A 17,124-nucleotide genomic window follows, 5' to 3' on the forward strand; every position below is an offset into this window, starting at 1 on the left:
TCGTCTGGTGACGATAGCCAAGTGGTCACACCCGTTCCCATGCCGAACACGGAAGTTAAGCACTTGAACGCCGAAAGTAGTTGGGGGCTTCCCCCTGTGAGGATAGGACGTTGCCAGGCAATTCTTTTTATTTATTCCGCAATAGCTCAGTGGTAGAGCAACCGGCTGTTAACCGGTAGGTCGTAGGTTCAAATCCTACTTGCGGAGCCAATGGCCCGTTGGTCAAGCGGTTAAGACACCGCCCTTTCACGGCGGTATCACGGGTTCGATTCCCGTACGGGTCACCATTTTTATTTTTTTTGCCGGTGTAGCTCAGCTGGTAGAGCAACTGACTTGTAATCAGTAGGTCGCGGGTTCGACTCCTGTTGCCGGCACTGTTTTTTAAATTGTATAGTTCCTAGACAAACTGGGGGGGTAGCGAAGTGGCTAAACGCGGCGGACTGTAAATCCGCTCCCTCGGGTTCGGCGGTTCGAATCCGCCCCCCCCCACCATGTCGAGCCATTAGCTCAGTTGGTAGAGCATCTGACTTTTAATCAGAGGGTCGCAGGTTCGAATCCTGCATGGCTCATATTTTGCGGAAGTAGTTCAGTGGTAGAATACGACCTTGCCAAGGTCGGGGTCGCGGGTTCGAATCCCGTCTTCCGCTTTTTATGTTTTTGGGGCCTTAGCTCAGCTGGGAGAGCGCCTGCCTTGCACGCAGGAGGTCAGCGGTTCGATCCCGCTAGGCTCCACCAAATTTTGCTTAAAGATCTTAAGCGAGTTTCGTTCGTCTTAAGTTTTTTTATACTTGAAATGCCTGCAATTCATGTACGTACGCGAAAGCACTGTGAGAGTTTCTCACGGTGCTTTTTTGTCGTTAGATTCTGTATAATCATGCGTCACCGTGTCGAGTTGAACCACTGTCTTGTTACCGCTTACAATTAAGGTAACTTACTGAGTAAAGGGGAACACGTCGATGAACATTGCATATATCAGCGTACCGTATCGTTATGGTCAAGGAAAACCGGGGACAGAGCAAGGACCGGCTGCTGTTGAACAGGCAGGATTACTTGAAACACTCGCAGTACATGGACAGGAAGCAGTTCGCTATGGGGAAGCGGCTGTTTTGTCTGAAGATGCTGTCCGGGAAGAAGATCCGCAACTGAAACGTCTGGAAGGCGTTGTCCATACGACAAACGATTTACACTTACTTGTACGTGAGGCGCTGACAGAGCAACGTTTTCCGTTACTCGTCGGAGGCGATCACAGCATGGCGATCGGAACGATCGCCGGTCTGCGGCAAGTCGTACCACGTCTCGGAGTCATCTGGTTTGATGCGCACGGCGATTTAAATACACCGGAGACTTCTCCGTCGGGGAACATTCACGGGATGCCGCTGGCTGTTGCCCTAGGCGAAGGACACCGGCGCTTAACGGAAATCGGCGGAGATGCCGTTAAACTGCAACCGGAACACCTCGTCTTCATCGGTTTACGCGATGTCGATGCAGGAGAACAGGAACTGATTGACCGTCTTGGTATCCGCGTCTACGATATGGAAGCGATTCGGACACGCGGGATGGATGCCATCATGGAAGAGGCAATTGCCTATTTAAAAGAAACAACGGATGCGTTTTATCTCAGTTTTGATATGGACGGTCTCGATCCAAGCCTGGTCGAAGGAACCGGGACACGTGTTGCGGACGGCATCATGCTCGATGATGCGCAGACGGTCTTACGTCACTGTGCCGAGCAGGACGAGTTCATCGCGGCAGAATTCGTAGAAGTGAATCCATTACTCGAAGAAGGAAACGGAACGGCGATTCTTGCAAATGAGTTGATTGGAAACTTGCTCCAGTATATGGAGACCCATCGTTTAGTAAAATAATGGATAGAACTTGAACTCTTTTCGTCAGGGTTCAAGTTTTTTTTGTTACAATTCAAATTGAGATGAAACATTATGTAGGTCGACTCCGTATAAGAGATTGACCGCATAGAGCGGGGGGTATTTAAAGTGGAAGAAACAACACTACGCTTGATTGAGCGGGTGAAGCAGGGAGACCGTGATGCATTCGCGGCACTTGTTGATCTATATAAAGAAGGAGCCTTTTTAGTCGCCTTCCGTGTTTTACGGGATCGAATGGAAGCAGAAGATGCCACACAAGAAGCCTTTATCCGCGTATTCACAAAAATTGAATCGTATAATGCCCAGTGGAAGTTCCGGACTTGGTTGTATCGGATCGTGACGAATGTTTCGATTGACCGACTCCGCAAAAAGCGTCCGGATTATTCCCTTGACGCTGAGATGTCAGGGACTGAAGGACTGACGTTGTATTCCCAGCTTGAAAGCAAGGACCAGCTGCCGGAGGATCAAGTCATTGATTCGGAGCAACGACAAGATGTGGGAGAGGCGATCGCCGGCTTGCCGGAAAAATACCGGGTTCCACTTGTCTTGAAATACATTGAAGATCTTTCACTCAAAGAAATCAGTGAGATGATCGATTTACCCGTCGCTACAGTTAAAACCAGAATTCATCGGGGACGCGAAGCGCTGAAAAAGCATTTCGGCAAACGATGAGATGAGAAGGAGGCACTCACCATGACACGAGAAAAAGTGTATGAACGGATACAGGATTATTTAGACCAAAACCAACCTCCAGAAGACTTCAAACGACTTGAAGCGGAGTTACGGGAAGCGAATGCGATGGACGAGTTCGAAGAGTATCGGCTCCTCGATGCAGAGTTACGCGCGCTTTCAGCACCCAAGCTTTCGGCGGATTTTACATCCCGCGTGCTGGCACAACTGCCCGAACAGGTGGACCAACCGAATGTGACTCCGCTTAAGAAAACATCCCGTTTTGGCGGGAAAATGAAACAGTACCCGTTGCTTGCGGCAGCTTCGATTTTCATGTTACTGTCGGTCGGTAGTCTCGGCGGCTACCTGACACAGGAAGAACATGACTTATCGTATACGAATGTACCGGGAATCGTCGCAGAGAACGGTGAAGTTGTTGTACCGGAAGGCGTTACCGTCAACCAGGATCTTTATGTCGAAGGCGGCAATGTCCGGATTGAAGGCAAGGTCAATGGAGACGTGATGACTGTTGACGGCAAAGCGTATACCGCGAGTGCCGGAAACGTCACAGGCGAAATCAAACAAATTGATCAACTCTTTGAGCGGGTCTGGTACGGAATTAAACGAATCTTTGAATGAGTCAAGTGGGACGAGTCTAACTCGTCCCTTTGTGCTATAATGAAAGCTGTTTAAATCAGATGAGATAGGGGGCACGGTTGGTGAATTACTTCAACTGGCAACCACTTCAATTTCAATTGTTGAAACTGGGAGAAAACGTACATTGGTACGATTATATTAATGATGTGATTGATATCGCGGTCGTGACATTCGTCATTTACCGTTTGATGATCATTGTCAAAGGAACAAAAGCAGTCCAATTGATTAAAGGGATTTCTGTTATTTTGATCAGCTGGTTCTTAAGCGGATTCTTCGGACTGAAGACATTACAATTTCTGTTGAATCAAATCATTACGTATGGTCTGCTCGGGATTATCATCATCTTCCAGCCAGAGTTACGCCGGGGGCTCGAACACCTCGGTCGAACGAGTAAATTCTTTTCGCGGAGTGCCATCAGTGACGAAGATGAACAAGTCCGGATCGTCGATGCGCTCGTAACATCTGCTCAATATATGTCCAAACGCCGAATTGGAGCACTCGTTACGATTGAGCGGGAAACGGGACTCAGTGAATATGTCGAAACGGGCATTCCGCTCGGATCACAAATTACGAGTCAGTTATTGATCAATCTCTTTATTCCGAATACACCGCTTCATGACGGCGCCGTCATCGTTCAACAAGGAAAGCTGGCCGCCGCCGCATGTTACTTACCGTTATCCGAGAGTGCACATATCTCAAAAGATCTCGGGACACGTCACCGGGCAGCCATCGGTGTCAGTGAAGTGACGGACAGTGTCACGTTGGTCGTATCGGAAGAAACGGGTGGCGTCTCACTTGCCATCAACGGACGGCTTTACCGGGAACTCGATGAAGAATCGCTCCGGACGAAGCTGCTTGAAACAATCGTCAAAGTCGAACCGACGAATACTTCCTTCTTGAATTGGATGGGGGCGAAAAAATAATGTTCGAAAAATGGTTCAATGAACGCTGGTTCCTCCGCATCGTGGCTGTTTTACTCGCCGTCATGCTCTACCTGATGGTCGCCGGGTCGAATACGACCGGGAAAAGTGATGCGGCAAGTCTGTTGCCCATCGCCGGACAAGGCTCGACGAAGTTTGACGTACCGGTGACAGTCAATTATGATGAAACGCAGTGGGTCGCCTATAATATTCCAAAAACGATTGAAACGACGGTCAAAGGTCCATCGAGCAGCTTGACGATGCTTCGGCTCGTCAAAGATTTTGGATTGTCGATTGACTTGACCGGTCTTGATCCCGGCTATCATCGTGTCCGCTTGACAGCGAATGGATTTGGCAAGGACGTCGAAGTGACGCCAAAACAGGAAACGATTGAAGTGTTCCTCGATAAAAAGGTCACTAAAGAAGTTCCGGTTCAAGTAGCGTTGCTGAACAAAAATAAAATCGCAGAAGGATATGTCGTCGGTGAAGCCCAACCGACCCGTCAAACGGTCTCTGTGACCGGCGGGGCGGAAAAACTGCAGGCCATCACGGCGATTCAAGTTCCAATTGATGTTACAGGCCGTGCGGAGACGTTTACGGAGTCCTTCAACGTCAAAGCAACGGATGCGAACGGAAATGCAATCAGTGCCACATATGATCCGGAACAGTTGGAAGTGACGGTTCCGGTCTATAAGGAAAGCAAAACGGTTCCGATTAACGTCGAAACAAAAGATGCGGTCAAAAAAGGGTATAAAGTCGTCAAGATTGTTCCGGTCACGACGGAAGCCCGCTTATACGGAACAAAAGAAGAACTGTCACGGATCGGTTCCGTGTCGACGGAAGCGGTCTCCTTAAAAGGATTGACGAAAACCGTCGATCGGACGGTCAAACTGATTGAACCGGACAACGTCACTGCAATGGAACCGACTTCGGTTACGGTCAGCATCGTCGTCGAGAAGGAAAACGCGAAAGCGACGACGGAAACCGTCGAGGACCGGGCGGAGAAAACAATTTCCGGTGTCACGGTGACGTTGAACGGATTTGATGAGTCGAAGTATACGATCGATTACGAACAGACAATTGATCTCGTCGTCCGTGGAAGTGAAGCGGATCTTGCATCGATTGATGCGACAGATATTAAAGCCGTCATTGACGTGACCGGCTTAAAAGAAGGTACACACGGCTTGCCGATTTCGTATCAGACGTCAAAAGCGTTTGACGTACTTCGTCCGGATAATATGGATATCACGCTTAAAGCGGTTCCCCGGACATCGGTCCAAGCCAATTAAATCAACTTTGTGAAATGAGGAAATAGAACATGGGTAAGTATTTTGGAACTGACGGCGTCCGCGGCGTCGCAAACGTAGAATTGACACCTGAACTGGCTTATCGTCTCGGTCGGACAGGAGGGTATGTCTTAACGAAACACGAAAGCACACGTCCGAAAGTCTTGATCGGCCGCGATACACGTGTCTCTGGACAAATGCTCGAGAACGCTCTGATTGCCGGACTCTTGTCAATCGGTGCAGAAGTCATGCGTCTTGGTGTCATCTCGACACCGGGTGTCGCGTACTTGACGAAAACGATGGATGCGACAGCGGGCGTCATGATTTCCGCGTCACACAATCCGGTCGAAGACAACGGAATCAAGTTCTTCGGATCAGACGGCTTCAAGCTCGATGATGCAACAGAACTTGAAATCGAAGGCTTGCTTGACGAAGCGGAAGATACATTGCCGCGTCCGTCCGGTAAAGAGCTTGGATTCGTCCACGATTACTATGAAGGCGCACAAAAGTACCTTCACATGCTACGTCAGACATCAGATGAAGACTTCTCTGGTATCCATGTCGCCATCGACGGCGCACACGGTGCAACATCAAGCCTCGCACCACGCCTGTTCGGTGATCTCGAAGCGGAAGTCTCGACAATCGGAACGACACCAAACGGTTTGAACATCAACGAAGGTGTCGGCTCGACGCACCCTGAACATTTAGCTGACTTCGTCCTTGAAAAAGGCGCAGACGTCGGTCTGTCATTTGACGGCGACGGTGACCGCTTGATCGCAATCGATGAGAACGGTAAAATCGTCGACGGTGATAAAATCATGTTCATCTGCGGAAAATACCTCAACGAGATCGGCCGCTTAAAAGACAACACGATCGTCGCGACCGTCATGAGTAACCTAGGTTTCCACAAGACGGTTGAAGAACACGGTATGACGGCTTTACAGACAGCAGTCGGTGACCGGTATGTCGTTGAAGAAATGCGTAAAAACAACTATACACTCGGCGGCGAACAGTCGGGTCACATCATCTTCATGGATTACTCAACAACAGGGGACGGGATGCTGTCAGGCGTCCAGCTCTTACAAATCATGAAGGCGACAGGCAAGAAGTTGTCGGAACTCGCAGCAGAAATGCCTGTCTTCCCGCAACGTCTCGTCAATATCCGTGTCTCGGATAAAAACGGTGCAATGAACGGTCCGGCGGTTCAGGCCATCATTGCAGAAGTTGAAGCGGAAATGGCCGGCAACGGTCGGATTCTTGTTCGGGCATCTGGGACAGAACCACTTGTCCGTGTCATGGCGGAAGCGCCGACGCAAGAAGCGTGCGACATGTATGTCGAGCGGATCGCAAACGTCGTCCGTGAAAACTACGCGTTACAAGAAAACTGAGTGAACGGAAGGAGCGGATGAAAATCTGCTCCTTTTTTTGTTGGGACGACTTTCAGGTAGAAAGTAAAAAAACGAACGTTTTTTACAGAATCTAGGTATTAGAGGTATCATTTAGAAAAATATCGGGAATAGTTACAAATACGTTACCTTTCTTGCTTTTTCTAAATAAAGTTCGTATGATTGTAAAGTCGGACAGAAACGGGGTCGGACAGAAATGAAAGCGCCAGGGCTGACTATGTAATAGGCAGCTGACGAGGTGGGGGTTTATCGAATCATTCGGCGGATGCCTCCCGGTACCATGTCAGTACCGTAAACTCATCTGAAATCGTTTAAGTGATTAGACGGACAAACAGATGCGTCATGACAACTCTCGGCAAGAGCCGTTTCCTCTTCAGGGAAATACTTGTAAATGGGAGAGAATTTATTATGTGCGGTATCGTAGGTATGATCGGACAGGTTAACACAAAGGAAATTTTATTAAAAGGACTCGAAAAACTCGAGTACCGCGGTTATGATTCGGCTGGTCTTGCGTTCGTCAATGACGGCGTTCAAGTCCATAAAGAAGTCGGCCGGATTGCTGCGCTACGCGAAGTCGTTCCTGCAGAAGCAGACGGTCTTGTCGGAATCGGTCACACACGTTGGGCGACACACGGTGTCCCAAGTGTACCGAATGCCCACCCGCACCAAAGTGCTTCATCACGTTTCACACTCGTGCATAACGGTGTCATCGAAAACGATGAGCAGTTAAAAGCAGAACTCAATGTTGATTTACTCAGCGACACAGATACAGAAGTCATCGTTCAGATGATTGAAAAGAACTTTGCTGCAACAAATGACGTCGTCGAAGCATTCCGTCAAACACTTCGTGTGCTTCACGGTTCATACGCACTTGCGTTGATTGATGCTGAAAACCCGGACGTCTTATATGTCGCTAAAAACAAATCACCGCTTCTCGTTGGTCTCGGTGACGGTACGTTTAACGTTGTCGCATCTGACGCAATGGCAATGCTTCAAGTAACGGATCAGTTCGTTGAGTTGCATGACGGCGAAATGATCATCTTGACACGTGACAGTGTCACAATCCAGGACTTAGACGGAAACGTCAAAGAGCGTGAAGCGTATACAGCAGAAATCGATGCATCAGACATCGAAAAAGGCACGTACGCGCACTACATGCTCAAAGAAATGGATGAGCAGCCAGCTGTTATCCGTAATATCGTTCAGAAATACCAAAATGAGTCAGGCGAAATCACACTCGATCAATCGGTCCGTGATTTAGTCCTCGGACGTGACCGTGTCTACATCATCGGTTGCGGAACAAGCTACCATGCAGGATTGATCGGAAAACAATTGATCGAACAAATCGCGGGTATCCCGACAGAAGTCCATATCTCTTCTGAATTCGGCTACAACATGCCGCTTTTGACTGAGAAACCACTCTTCCTTTTCCTTTCACAATCAGGTGAAACAGCGGACAGCCGTGCGGTTCTCGTCGAAGCGAAAAAACTCGGTCACCCGGCACTCACAATCACGAACGTTGCAGGATCTACTCTGTCACGTGAAGCAAACGCAACACTGTTGTTGCATGCCGGTCCTGAAATCGCGGTTGCCTCAACAAAAGCATACACAGCGCAAATCGCTGTTCTTGCTGTCCTTGCGTTTGACCTCGCTCAAGCAAAAGGTGTCGACGTTAACTTCGATCTCATGAAAGAACTCGGAAAAATCTCAAGCGCAATGGAATCCGTCATGTCACAAAAAGAACGGTTCCAGGAAATCGCTGCAGAATACTTGTCTGAATCACGCAATGCTTTCTTCATCGGCCGTGGCCAAGATGCGTATGTGGGTATGGAAGGGGCGCTTAAGCTCAAAGAAATTTCATACATCCAAGCAGAAGGTTACGCCGGCGGCGAATTGAAGCACGGTCCAATCGCTTTGATCGAAGACAACACACCGGTCATCGCTCTCGTGACACAACCACACGTTCACCTCAACAACCGAGGCAACGTCAAGGAAGTCGTCGCACGTGGCGCTAACGCGTGTGTCATCGCAGCAGAAGGTCTTGAGTTGCCGACGGATGCGTTCGTCATCCCGGCAGTCGAGCCGCTCCTGTCACCACTCTTATCTGTCTTACCGCTTCAGTTGATCTCGTACTACGCGGCACTCGGCCGTGATTGCGACGTCGACAAGCCACGTAACTTGGCGAAATCGGTAACGGTTGAATAAGTAAATCATTCAATACCCTTTCAGATTCGAAAATCTGAAAGGGTATTTCTTTACATAAAACATTAAGTTTAACTAAGGGGAAGGTGAATCATGTTAAACCTCTGTCTACATAATAAGAAATCAATCTGGATTCAGGCCTTTCCAAAAGCCTGTACGAAAGACGTGGAAGCCGTAATACGCCTTCTGCCGCGAAGGTATTTCAAGCCGGTAACCTGGGGGGAGATTGACGTCACATTTTTCGGGGAACAATTAATTCTCCCGTCCCGCTTATACTTAGATGAAGTAACAGAAGCAAAAATCCAAACCTTGTCTGAAACCCAGCGCTGGTTGCTTTACTGTATGTATACACGGCATCATGATGGATTCATCCGCGAAAAATATGTTCAACGACTAAGACAGGAGCAGGCAAACCCAGGCTGGGTCCTACTCTATTTAATTGAACTGACCGGAGAATACGTCCGCGAGATTCTTGAACGAATCGAACCGATGTTGCATATGTGGTCCGAAGAACAGCTGAGAACTTTTGCCGAAGCAAACGATCGTTATCTCCAACGAGTCGAACGACGGATCATCAGCTATTGGGACTTACATCAGCGAGTGATTTATCCGGTGTTATGGGATTCGACCTATGTTGGCTTTCGGATTACTCAATTCTACCGCACGTATCGTGCTCGTTCTTGAAGAAGACTTCCAATTTACGGTAGGCTGAACACGTAGGGAATAGTAGAAGGAGGACGAAGGAATGAGAATTTTAGTAGTCGGAGCGAGTGGCACAATCGGGCAAGCAATCGTCGCACAATTCGGGGAGCGGCATGAAATCATCCGGGCCGGGCGGGCGGGTGTGGATGTTCAAGTCGACATCACGTCGGAAGACAGTATTCGTTCGATGTATGAAACGGTCGGTCCGGTTGATGCCGTCATCAGTGCGACCGGCGGGGCGCATTTCGGACCGTTGACGGATTTGACACCGGCGTTGAATCAAATCGGAATCGATAATAAGTTGAAGGGACAGGTCAATCTTGTCCTGCTTGGTTTGGACACGGTTCGGGACGGGGGCAGCTTTACGTTGACGACCGGTATTATGATGGACGATCCGATTCGGCAAGGCGCTTCGGCTGCACTTGCAAATGGTGGCGTCAAAGCGTTCGTCCATGCGTCAGCGATTGAAATGCCGCGGGGGATCCGGATCAACAGTGTCAGTCCGAATGTTCTGATTGAGTCGCTCGACAAGTACGGACCATTTTTCCGTGGGTTCGAAGCCGTTCCGGCATCGCGCGTCGCGACAGCGTTCGAGAAAAGTGTCGAAGGGGCACAGACCGGGCAAAATTATGAAGTGTATTGAATGAAATAAGACCGTTCACTTGAATCAAGTGGACGGTCTTATTGTTCAGCTCATCAAAGATTGTAAGTAAAAGACGTTTAACAGAACCAGCGAAATCAAGAAGCAGATCAGCAGATTTTTCAAAAAAACAGGTCGTGTCATCTCACGGTTCATGATCATCTTGTCGAGAAACAGATTTACGGCCAAGACGATGATGAACGTTACAAAAAAGAGCGGGACTAATTCCATACACAACATCCTTTCCGTCGTCTTATTCAACGCATCCAACAGATAAAAAGTTTCATTGAGGCTTGAAATTGCTGATGAAAAACAGGATTTCCCAACCGGAAAGGGAAAAGAGGGAAGTAAAGAAATCAAAAGGAGGGACAGGCAAATGCGACAAGCAGTGCTTGTTATCGATTTTCAACAGGATCTCGTCGAAGGGACAGTGGAAGAGGCCGGCGTCTATGCAAAGGAAGACGTCATTCAAGTGATCAATCAGGTCGTACAGGAAGCAGACAATCAGGATCATGCGATTATCTTCATCCGGGATCTTGATGTCGCAAACGGACAAGGAGAAGGGCTTGCGGTGCATTCCTCGATTCAGATTCCGGATCAGGCGGTCATCTTCGACAAAGCCGCAACCAATTCATTCCACGGCACTCCATTGCTCGATCATTTGAAACAGCACCGGGTTGAACATATTGTCATTCTTGGCTGTAAGACGGAACACTGTATCGATACGGCAGTCCGCAGTGCGACCGTTAACGGATTTGATGTGACACTCGTCTCCGACGGACATACGACGAATGGTTCCGACGTCTTATCGGCGGAACAGATGATTGCCCATCATAATCAGGTCTTACACGGACACTACAATGTCGAACACTTTGCGATGGTCCGTCCTTCGACGGAGAAGTTATTTGAACCGATGCATCATCAATATAGATAAAAGGAGTGGCGTTATGATTGAACTGCGAAAGATGGATGAAGCAGATTATCCGGCCTATGAAACGCTTGTCACGGATGAGCGGGTCATGCGCTACATCACAGAACAACCTTTAACGAAAGCAGAGGCGAAGCGGCGATTTACATCAATCATGGAACAGCAACGGCATGACCGTCTTGGATCTTATCTCGTCTATCAAGACGGGACATGGATTGGAATCGGTCATATCACACGCGATACACGGCAACCGTTTGAAGCGGAAATCGGCTATATGCTATTGCCGGAACAGTGGGGTCACGGATATGCGTCCTCACTCGCTTCCCGCCTGCTGGAACTGGCGACGGAACATGAATTGACGGTCGTCACGGCGACGATTGATCCAAGTCATACGGCGTCGAAAAAGATTTTGACGAAGCTTGGATTCCGTTCGACGTATGTCGGACCGATTGACGGCTTACCCGGTGAAATCCTCGAGAAGCGACTGGGGGAATCCTCATGACCCGTGAAGAGTGGATTCAATCGTTTGATCTTGATGTCGCAGAAATTTTTCCTGTCACCGATTCATACAGTTCAGACGTCGACCGGCTGGTACTGAGCGACGGTCGGACCGTCTTTTTGAAACGGCCTTATACCGCTGACAAGTGGTACCGAGAACAGGGATGGTTAACGTATTTATCCGATCGTGTCGCCGTGCCAAAGATTCTCATGGAGGCGCGACCAACCAAACAGACGACAGGTGCGTTTGTACTCGAAGCACTCGCCGGAAAAACGATCGAGACAGTGACACCGGCACTGGCTGTACAAATCGGGCAGTTGCATGCGGCACTCCACACATGTACAAGCGATGCATACGGCGATTTTGGGAAGGATGGATTTACCGCTTTTCCCTCACAGGACTGGCGTGTCTTCCGGAATGCAAAAATGACGTCGTTCGAACCGGCGATTCGGCAGGCGCTGTCGCCGGATCTGTATCAGGCAGCCTTTACGGAATTAAACCGGCGTGAACGTGAGCTGCCGGAACCGTCTCGCCCTGTCGCGGTCCACCTCGACTTCCGGCTTGGCAATCTGCTCGCGGACGGCGAAAGACTGACCGGACTGATCGACTTTGAGACCTCACGTTTCGGGGCGACGGAGATCGACTTCACGAAACTCGATCGCGATGTATTCCAGAGCGAATCCGGGTTACTTGACGCCTATCAAAAAGGTTACGGGCAAGTAAGGACACCGGAACCGATTGAGGTCTATTTGCCGTACTACCGCCTGTTTGAAGCGCTGACGGGAATCGGCTGGTGTGTGCAGCGCGGACTGGACCGCCATCAGCTCTTTTTCGATAAAAATCTTGCCCGTATACTTATGGAACTGGAACGGACGAGCATATTCGAAGAACGTTAAAAGACGTCGTTTGACGTGCAAACCGCTATACTTGTGGAAATGATGCAAGTAGAGGGGGAAGCATAGATGGAACAACAAAAGCGGATTGGGATTATTGGCGGTGGACTCGCGGGCGTGTTTGCGGCGCGTCAACTGGTGACGGAAGGTTATGCGGTCGAAATCATCGAAAAAAGCCAAAGTGTCGGGGGACGGATGGCAACGAGACGGATTGACGAGGGGACAGCGGATCATGGGGCCGTTTTCTTTACGGTCCGGACGGATGAGTTGGCGCAGGAAGTCGACGAATGGCTCGAGCAAGGCCTGATCCGAAAATGGTTCGGGGACGATTTTCCGCGGTATGTCGCGGTCAACGGGATGAATCAGCTTGTCCAGTCGATTGCCCGAGGGATTCCGGTTCATTTAAATGAACAGGTCGAACGGATTTTGGCAGAAGGACCGGCTCTTCAGACCACGGCAGCGGCAGAGACACGGACGTATGATGCGATTCTGCTGACGGCTCCGGTTCCGCAAGCCTATGACCTGCTCACAGCCTCACCGTTAATGCTGGTGGAGTCCGATCACGCCCGTCTCGGGAAAGTGACGTTTGAGCCGACGTTCGTCGGATTATTTGAACTGGAGAAATCGCCTGATCTCGGGGAAGTCGGTCTGCTCGACGACGGTCTTGCATCCGGAATGCTGAAAATCGTCAACAATGCGCAAAAAGAAGTGTCGGCGACACCGCTCCTGAGTGTCTACATGACAGGTGACTGGAGCGAGGCCTGGTACGACAAAGGGGAAGACGAGACACTGGTGGAAATCGAACGGCTGTTGCAGGAGCAACTCGGACCGGTCCAAGTAGTTTCGAAGCAACTGAAGCGTTGGCGATATGCGCAGGCACGTGACGTCTTCCGTACGCCTTATCTGAAACTTGAGCAGCATCCGCTGTGGCTGGCGGGTGATGCGTTCCTTGATCCACAAGATACGTCCGGGCGGACACGGGTCGAAAGTGCCGTCATTTCCGGGTTGCGTGTCGCGTCTGCAATGGATGCGCACTTCAAAGCGGTTTTGACCGAACAATGAGTCAGAAAAAGAGCGATTTCCATCAGTGGAAGTCGCTCTTTTGATCATCAGTACCCGGAATCAGCCGGAAAGTGCTGACTGCTCCAAGCCGCCATTTGATCGAGGATCGGCAGAAAACTGCGTCCGGTGTCAGTTAACGAGTATTCGACTTTCTGCGGGACTTCCCGATAGACTTTTCGGTCGATCATGCAGTCGGCCTCAAGTTCCCGCAATTGGCGCGTCAAAATCCCTTTTGAAATCCCCGGCAACAGGTGTTCCAGTTCGTGAAACCGTTTTGTTCCAGTACTGAGATGCCAAAGCAGGATGATTTTCCACTTGCCGGCCATAATGGTCTGGGCTCGGGTAACGGGACACGCCGTCCGTTGTGAAAGAGGGGAGTCAGTTGTCGAAGCTGGATTCATCGGGAATTCCTCCTATAGTTCGGTTTGTATGACCTGGTATCGAAAAAGTGCCTACTCCTCACAGTGTACCACCTGTAATACAATTGGATACAGGTAGAAACTCATTAAAAAAGGAGCTTACGTCCATGAAATTACTTGTGACCGGTGCAACCGGAAAATTAGGAACTAAAATTGTCGAGCACCTCTTAACGAAAATCGAAGCGGAGAATGTAATAATCAGCGTCCGTGATCCGAAAAAAGCAGCTCCATTTGCTGCGCGCGGGATTGAAGTCCGTCAGGGAGATTTTGATGCGCCGGAGACGTTACAACAAACTTTTGCAGGTGTCGACCGACTCCTGATCATTTCGACCGACGGCGAAGAGGCGACACGGATCCGTCAACATACGGCAGCTGTCGAGGCAGCTCAAGCAGCGGGAGTCGGGTTGATTGCTTACACGAGTATCGCCAACGCGGAAGCCAGTCAGAACTTCTTGGCACGCACCCATCAGGTGACGGAACAGTTGATTCGCGAGACGGGGATTCCGTTCCTGTTTTTCCGTAACAACTGGTATCTGGAGAATGAACAGTCGACGATCGATGCCGTCCGTGCCGGTCAGGATTGGTTGACGAGTGCCGGGAACGGCAAAGTCGGCTGGGCATTGCAGGAAGACTATGCGGAAGCGATTGCGACGGTGCTGGTCGATCCGAAGCCGGAACAATCGATTTACGAACTGTCAGGACCTCTGCACACACAACAAGATCTCGCAGAAGCACTCGGACAGGTTCTCGGACGCCCGGTACAGGTGAAGCAAGTCGACAGCACGACCTACACGGCAATCATGCAGCAGGCGGGAGTTCCGGAATTTTTACTGCCGATGTTACAGTCGATTCAGGAAGGGATTGCAGCCGACACACTGGCGGTTGAGAGTCAGGACTTCGAACGAATTCTCGGTCGGTCACCGGTTTCCCTAAAGGATGGCTTACGGAAACTCGTTCAAGAATAAGTTCATCTGAACGTTTCTTTCTGAGGCGCTTTGGGTAAATATCCCTTATGTACTTAAAACGAGGGGGATTACCATGGACATAAAAAAATACCGTGTCACACCGGGTGAATCGATTCGTTTATCAGACTATCCGACATCAGATGAAAACCGGATTGCTGAAGACGAGTTACTGGATCAGCACATTCCGAAAAGTGTCGAAGAATTAAAAGAGCTCCACTGGCGTTTGCATGCGGAAGAGAAAAACGGCGTTCTCGTCATTTTACAGGCGATTGATGCCGGCGGAAAAGATGAAGCCATCAGTTATATTTTCTCGAACCTCAATGCGCAAGGATTGCGTACGTTGTCCGTCAAAAAACCGTCCGATACGGAGCAAAAGCATGACTATCTGTGGCGGATCCACGAAGGGTTGCCGGAAAAAGGCGAAGTCGGTATCCTGAACCGTTCATATTACGAGGAAGTCATTGCACCACGCATCCATGATTTGCTGGAAGATGAAGAAGTACCGGACGATCAGGATGTCTGGAAGATGCGGTACCGTCAAATTAATGACTTTGAACGGTATCTGGTCGAAAACGGCTTCCGTGTCGTGAAGTTCCTGTTTAACGTCTCGAAAGACGAACAGAAAAAACGCTTACTTGAACGGATTAAAGATCCGAAGAAAAACTTTGAGTTTTCATTCAGTGATGTCGAAGAGCGGGAGCATTGGGACGAATACCAGGATATCTTTGCTGAACTCGTTTCGCACACATCAACGGAACATGCACCGTGGCATGTCCTGCCGGCCGATGACGAATGGTTCACCCGTTATATCGTGACGGAAGTCATGAATGATGTCTTACGTGAAATCGATCCGCAGTATCCGAAACTGACGGATGAAGATCAGGAAAAACTCGATGAAGCGATTAAAAAGCTCGAAAATGAATAACTGTGAGAACTGACATTGCAGCCAGTTTTCGAATGAGGACAGGGGACGGATCTTAGTATCTGTCCTCTTTGTCATGTCGAAAAACAGATTCCTTATGGAAAATCGCTGTTATAATCAAGTGGAAGAATCGATCAAGTACTGGAGGAATCAGCATGAATGAATATCCAAACTGCCCAAACTGCGGCTCAGCGTATACGTATGAAGACGGCAATGTATTCGTGTGTCCGGAATGTGCCCATGAATGGACGGCAGCCGATGCAGCAGTGGCAGAAGAAGCCACTGTCATCCGGGATGCAAATGGGAACGTCTTAAACGATGGTGATACAATTACGGTCATCAAAGACTTAAAAGTCAAAGGGACGTCGCTTGTCGTCAAACAAGGGACACGTGTCAAAGGGATCCGTCTCGTCGACGGGGATCATGATATCGATTGTAAGATTGATGGACTCGGTGCGATGAAGTTGAAGTCGGAGTTTGTTAAAAAGATTTAAACAAGGTGCCGCCCGTCTGATGATGAGGCGGTTTTTGATAAGAAGAGTTTTGAATATCTATTCAGGACAAATGTCCTTTAACCGATTTTTAAATTCCGTTTAAATAAAGATATGAAAATCAAGGAGAGGAGGAACCAGTATGCGTGGAATTTTGTTTGCGATCAGCGGTGGTTTTTTTCTGACCCTCCAAAGCGTCGCGAATGCCCGGATCAGTAACGGGATTGGAACATGGCAAGCGGCGACCCTGACACAGATGACGGGTTTTATCGTTGCCTTGTTAATCACATTGATCTTGCGCGACCGGACGTTCCGGCAGATGAAGGACGTGAAGGTATTGTATCTATCCGGCGGGGCTTTGGCGGCTGCCGTCCTGTTCAGTAACATGACAGCCGTCCACCTGATGGGTGTGACGCTGACGATTTCTTTATTCCTGATTGCCCAGCTTGGACTGGCACTGGTGATTGATTGGAACGGTTGGTTCGGGATGATTAAACGGCGTCTGCAGTTGCCGCAAGTAATCGGGATTTTAATGATGATCGGCGGCGTGCTGATCTTAAAGTGGTAAGGGGGAAAGAAC

The 17,124-nt window shown here is 49.4% G+C and carries 19 protein-coding genes, 7 tRNA genes and 1 rRNA gene; 25 read left to right on the forward strand and 2 right to left on the reverse strand.

Going from position 1 to position 17,124, the window contains the following annotated elements; all coding sequences use genetic code 11:
- Positions 1-3 precede the first annotated feature (3 nt).
- The 17 genes from rrf (at position 4) to R7V76_RS02670 (ending at position 10,368) form a co-directional block, all read left to right on the forward strand.
- A 5S ribosomal RNA gene (gene rrf / locus R7V76_RS02590) occupies positions 4-119 on the forward strand.
- A 16-nt stretch (positions 120-135) separates the two neighbouring features.
- Positions 136-210: transfer RNA gene (locus R7V76_RS02595), tRNA-Asn, on the forward strand.
- Positions 211-212: 2 nt separating this feature from the next.
- Positions 213-287, forward strand: a tRNA-Glu gene (locus tag R7V76_RS02600).
- Between the two features lie 14 nt (positions 288-301).
- Positions 302-374 (forward strand) — tRNA-Thr (locus R7V76_RS02605).
- 34 nt (positions 375-408) lie between these two features.
- A tRNA-Tyr gene (locus tag R7V76_RS02610) sits at positions 409-492 on the forward strand.
- A gap of 4 nt (positions 493-496) precedes the next feature.
- A tRNA-Lys gene (locus R7V76_RS02615) sits at positions 497-569 on the forward strand.
- Positions 570-575: 6 nt separating this feature from the next.
- Positions 576-647: transfer RNA gene (locus tag R7V76_RS02620), tRNA-Gly, on the forward strand.
- Between the two features lie 12 nt (positions 648-659).
- A tRNA-Ala gene (locus R7V76_RS02625) sits at positions 660-735 on the forward strand.
- A 221-nt stretch (positions 736-956) separates the two neighbouring features.
- Positions 957-1,865: an arginase gene (gene rocF, locus R7V76_RS02630; protein WP_318091175.1), complete on the forward strand. Its 909-nt coding sequence runs from the start codon at positions 957-959 to the stop codon at positions 1,863-1,865.
- 126 nt (positions 1,866-1,991) lie between these two features.
- The gene (gene sigW / locus R7V76_RS02635) at positions 1,992-2,555 is read left to right on the forward strand and encodes an RNA polymerase sigma factor SigW (protein WP_026829608.1); all 564 of its coding nucleotides are present in this window, start codon (positions 1,992-1,994) and stop codon (positions 2,553-2,555) included.
- A gap of 21 nt (positions 2,556-2,576) precedes the next feature.
- The gene (locus R7V76_RS02640; protein ID WP_318091176.1) at positions 2,577-3,191 is read left to right on the forward strand and encodes an anti-sigma factor; all 615 of its coding nucleotides are present in this window, start codon (positions 2,577-2,579) and stop codon (positions 3,189-3,191) included.
- 80 nt (positions 3,192-3,271) lie between these two features.
- On the forward strand, positions 3,272-4,132 hold the full coding sequence (gene cdaA / locus R7V76_RS02645; protein WP_014969179.1) for a diadenylate cyclase CdaA: 861 nt from the start codon (positions 3,272-3,274) through the stop codon (positions 4,130-4,132).
- Complete coding sequence (locus tag R7V76_RS02650; protein ID WP_318091177.1) at positions 4,132-5,418, forward strand: CdaR family protein; 1,287 nt, start codon at positions 4,132-4,134, stop codon at positions 5,416-5,418. The genes cdaA and R7V76_RS02650 overlap by 1 nt, the downstream gene beginning before the upstream one ends.
- Positions 5,419-5,447: 29 nt before the next feature.
- A complete protein-coding gene (gene glmM / locus R7V76_RS02655; protein WP_214850422.1) occupies positions 5,448-6,803 on the forward strand; it encodes a phosphoglucosamine mutase in 1,356 nt (451 codons plus the stop codon).
- A gap of 426 nt (positions 6,804-7,229) precedes the next feature.
- Positions 7,230-9,026, forward strand: coding sequence for a glutamine--fructose-6-phosphate transaminase (isomerizing) (glmS, locus tag R7V76_RS02660; protein WP_318091178.1), 1,797 nt, complete (start codon positions 7,230-7,232; stop codon positions 9,024-9,026).
- A 90-nt stretch (positions 9,027-9,116) separates the two neighbouring features.
- Positions 9,117-9,707, forward strand: coding sequence for a hypothetical protein (locus tag R7V76_RS02665; protein ID WP_318091179.1), 591 nt, complete (start codon positions 9,117-9,119; stop codon positions 9,705-9,707).
- Positions 9,708-9,768: 61 nt separating this feature from the next.
- Complete coding sequence (locus R7V76_RS02670; protein ID WP_318091180.1) at positions 9,769-10,368, forward strand: short chain dehydrogenase; 600 nt, start codon at positions 9,769-9,771, stop codon at positions 10,366-10,368.
- 45 nt (positions 10,369-10,413) lie between these two features.
- Here the strand turns inward: R7V76_RS02670 and R7V76_RS02675 are convergent, their stop codons facing one another.
- Positions 10,414-10,596 (reverse strand): hypothetical protein, encoded by a 183-nt coding sequence (locus tag R7V76_RS02675; protein ID WP_012369057.1) that lies wholly within the window; start codon positions 10,594-10,596, stop codon positions 10,414-10,416.
- A gap of 145 nt (positions 10,597-10,741) precedes the next feature.
- On the opposite strand from R7V76_RS02675, the gene R7V76_RS02680 reads away from it, so the two are divergent.
- The 4 genes from R7V76_RS02680 to R7V76_RS02695 all read left to right on the forward strand — a co-directional run bounded on the left by R7V76_RS02680 (position 10,742) and on the right by R7V76_RS02695 (position 13,747).
- Positions 10,742-11,299, forward strand: coding sequence for an isochorismatase family protein (locus tag R7V76_RS02680; RefSeq protein ID WP_318091181.1), 558 nt, complete (start codon positions 10,742-10,744; stop codon positions 11,297-11,299).
- Between the two features lie 13 nt (positions 11,300-11,312).
- Positions 11,313-11,795, forward strand: coding sequence for a GNAT family N-acetyltransferase (locus tag R7V76_RS02685; RefSeq protein ID WP_318091182.1), 483 nt, complete (start codon positions 11,313-11,315; stop codon positions 11,793-11,795).
- Positions 11,792-12,688: a phosphotransferase family protein gene (locus R7V76_RS02690; RefSeq protein ID WP_318091183.1), complete on the forward strand. Its 897-nt coding sequence runs from the start codon at positions 11,792-11,794 to the stop codon at positions 12,686-12,688. The genes R7V76_RS02685 and R7V76_RS02690 overlap by 4 nt, the downstream gene beginning before the upstream one ends.
- Before the next feature lie 66 nt (positions 12,689-12,754).
- The gene (locus R7V76_RS02695) at positions 12,755-13,747 is read left to right on the forward strand and encodes an NAD(P)/FAD-dependent oxidoreductase (RefSeq protein WP_318091184.1); all 993 of its coding nucleotides are present in this window, start codon (positions 12,755-12,757) and stop codon (positions 13,745-13,747) included.
- Between the two features lie 47 nt (positions 13,748-13,794).
- Here the strand turns inward: R7V76_RS02695 and R7V76_RS02700 are convergent, their stop codons facing one another.
- Entirely contained in the window at positions 13,795-14,148 is a 354-nt protein-coding gene (locus tag R7V76_RS02700; protein WP_318091185.1) for a winged helix-turn-helix transcriptional regulator, read from the reverse strand.
- 125 nt (positions 14,149-14,273) lie between these two features.
- Here R7V76_RS02700 and R7V76_RS02705 point away from each other — a divergent pair, with 125 nt between their 5' ends.
- The 4 genes from R7V76_RS02705 (at position 14,274) to R7V76_RS02720 (ending at position 17,112) form a co-directional block, all read left to right on the forward strand.
- Positions 14,274-15,131 (forward strand): SDR family oxidoreductase, encoded by an 858-nt coding sequence (locus R7V76_RS02705; protein ID WP_318091186.1) that lies wholly within the window; start codon positions 14,274-14,276, stop codon positions 15,129-15,131.
- A gap of 73 nt (positions 15,132-15,204) precedes the next feature.
- Positions 15,205-16,056, forward strand: a complete 852-nt coding sequence (locus R7V76_RS02710) for a PPK2 family polyphosphate kinase (RefSeq protein ID WP_318091187.1) — start codon at positions 15,205-15,207, stop codon at positions 16,054-16,056.
- 152 nt (positions 16,057-16,208) lie between these two features.
- Positions 16,209-16,547, forward strand: coding sequence for a zinc ribbon domain-containing protein YjdM (locus tag R7V76_RS02715; protein ID WP_318091188.1), 339 nt, complete (start codon positions 16,209-16,211; stop codon positions 16,545-16,547).
- Between the two features lie 139 nt (positions 16,548-16,686).
- Positions 16,687-17,112, forward strand: coding sequence for a DMT family transporter (locus R7V76_RS02720; protein WP_318091189.1), 426 nt, complete (start codon positions 16,687-16,689; stop codon positions 17,110-17,112).
- Positions 17,113-17,124 lie beyond the last annotated feature (12 nt).

The sequence above is a fragment of the Exiguobacterium artemiae genome (genome assembly GCF_033342815.1).
Lineage (GTDB): Bacteria > Bacillota > Bacilli > Exiguobacteriales > Exiguobacteriaceae > Exiguobacterium_A > Exiguobacterium_A artemiae_A.

Excerpts from the sequence above, each read along its gene's own strand:
- rocF (WP_318091175.1), top strand. The coding sequence starts at position 957 with ATGAACATTGCATATATCAGCGTACCGTATCGTTATGGTCAAGGAAAA.
- R7V76_RS02640 (WP_318091176.1), top strand. The coding sequence starts at position 2,577 with ATGACACGAGAAAAAGTGTATGAACGGATACAGGATTATTTAGACCAA.
- R7V76_RS02650 (WP_318091177.1), top strand. The coding sequence starts at position 4,132 with ATGTTCGAAAAATGGTTCAATGAACGCTGGTTCCTCCGCATCGTGGCT.
- glmM (WP_214850422.1), top strand. The coding sequence starts at position 5,448 with ATGGGTAAGTATTTTGGAACTGACGGCGTCCGCGGCGTCGCAAACGTA.
- glmS (WP_318091178.1), top strand. The coding sequence starts at position 7,230 with ATGTGCGGTATCGTAGGTATGATCGGACAGGTTAACACAAAGGAAATT.
- R7V76_RS02665 (WP_318091179.1), top strand. The coding sequence starts at position 9,117 with ATGTTAAACCTCTGTCTACATAATAAGAAATCAATCTGGATTCAGGCC.
- R7V76_RS02670 (WP_318091180.1), top strand. The coding sequence starts at position 9,769 with ATGAGAATTTTAGTAGTCGGAGCGAGTGGCACAATCGGGCAAGCAATC.
- R7V76_RS02675 (WP_012369057.1), bottom strand. The coding sequence starts at position 10,596 with ATGGAATTAGTCCCGCTCTTTTTTGTAACGTTCATCATCGTCTTGGCC.
- R7V76_RS02680 (WP_318091181.1), top strand. The coding sequence starts at position 10,742 with ATGCGACAAGCAGTGCTTGTTATCGATTTTCAACAGGATCTCGTCGAA.
- R7V76_RS02685 (WP_318091182.1), top strand. The coding sequence starts at position 11,313 with ATGATTGAACTGCGAAAGATGGATGAAGCAGATTATCCGGCCTATGAA.
- R7V76_RS02690 (WP_318091183.1), top strand. The coding sequence starts at position 11,792 with ATGACCCGTGAAGAGTGGATTCAATCGTTTGATCTTGATGTCGCAGAA.
- R7V76_RS02695 (WP_318091184.1), top strand. The coding sequence starts at position 12,755 with ATGGAACAACAAAAGCGGATTGGGATTATTGGCGGTGGACTCGCGGGC.
- R7V76_RS02700 (WP_318091185.1), bottom strand. The coding sequence starts at position 14,148 with ATGAATCCAGCTTCGACAACTGACTCCCCTCTTTCACAACGGACGGCG.
- R7V76_RS02705 (WP_318091186.1), top strand. The coding sequence starts at position 14,274 with ATGAAATTACTTGTGACCGGTGCAACCGGAAAATTAGGAACTAAAATT.
- R7V76_RS02710 (WP_318091187.1), top strand. The coding sequence starts at position 15,205 with ATGGACATAAAAAAATACCGTGTCACACCGGGTGAATCGATTCGTTTA.
- R7V76_RS02715 (WP_318091188.1), top strand. The coding sequence starts at position 16,209 with ATGAATGAATATCCAAACTGCCCAAACTGCGGCTCAGCGTATACGTAT.
- R7V76_RS02720 (WP_318091189.1), top strand. The coding sequence starts at position 16,687 with ATGCGTGGAATTTTGTTTGCGATCAGCGGTGGTTTTTTTCTGACCCTC.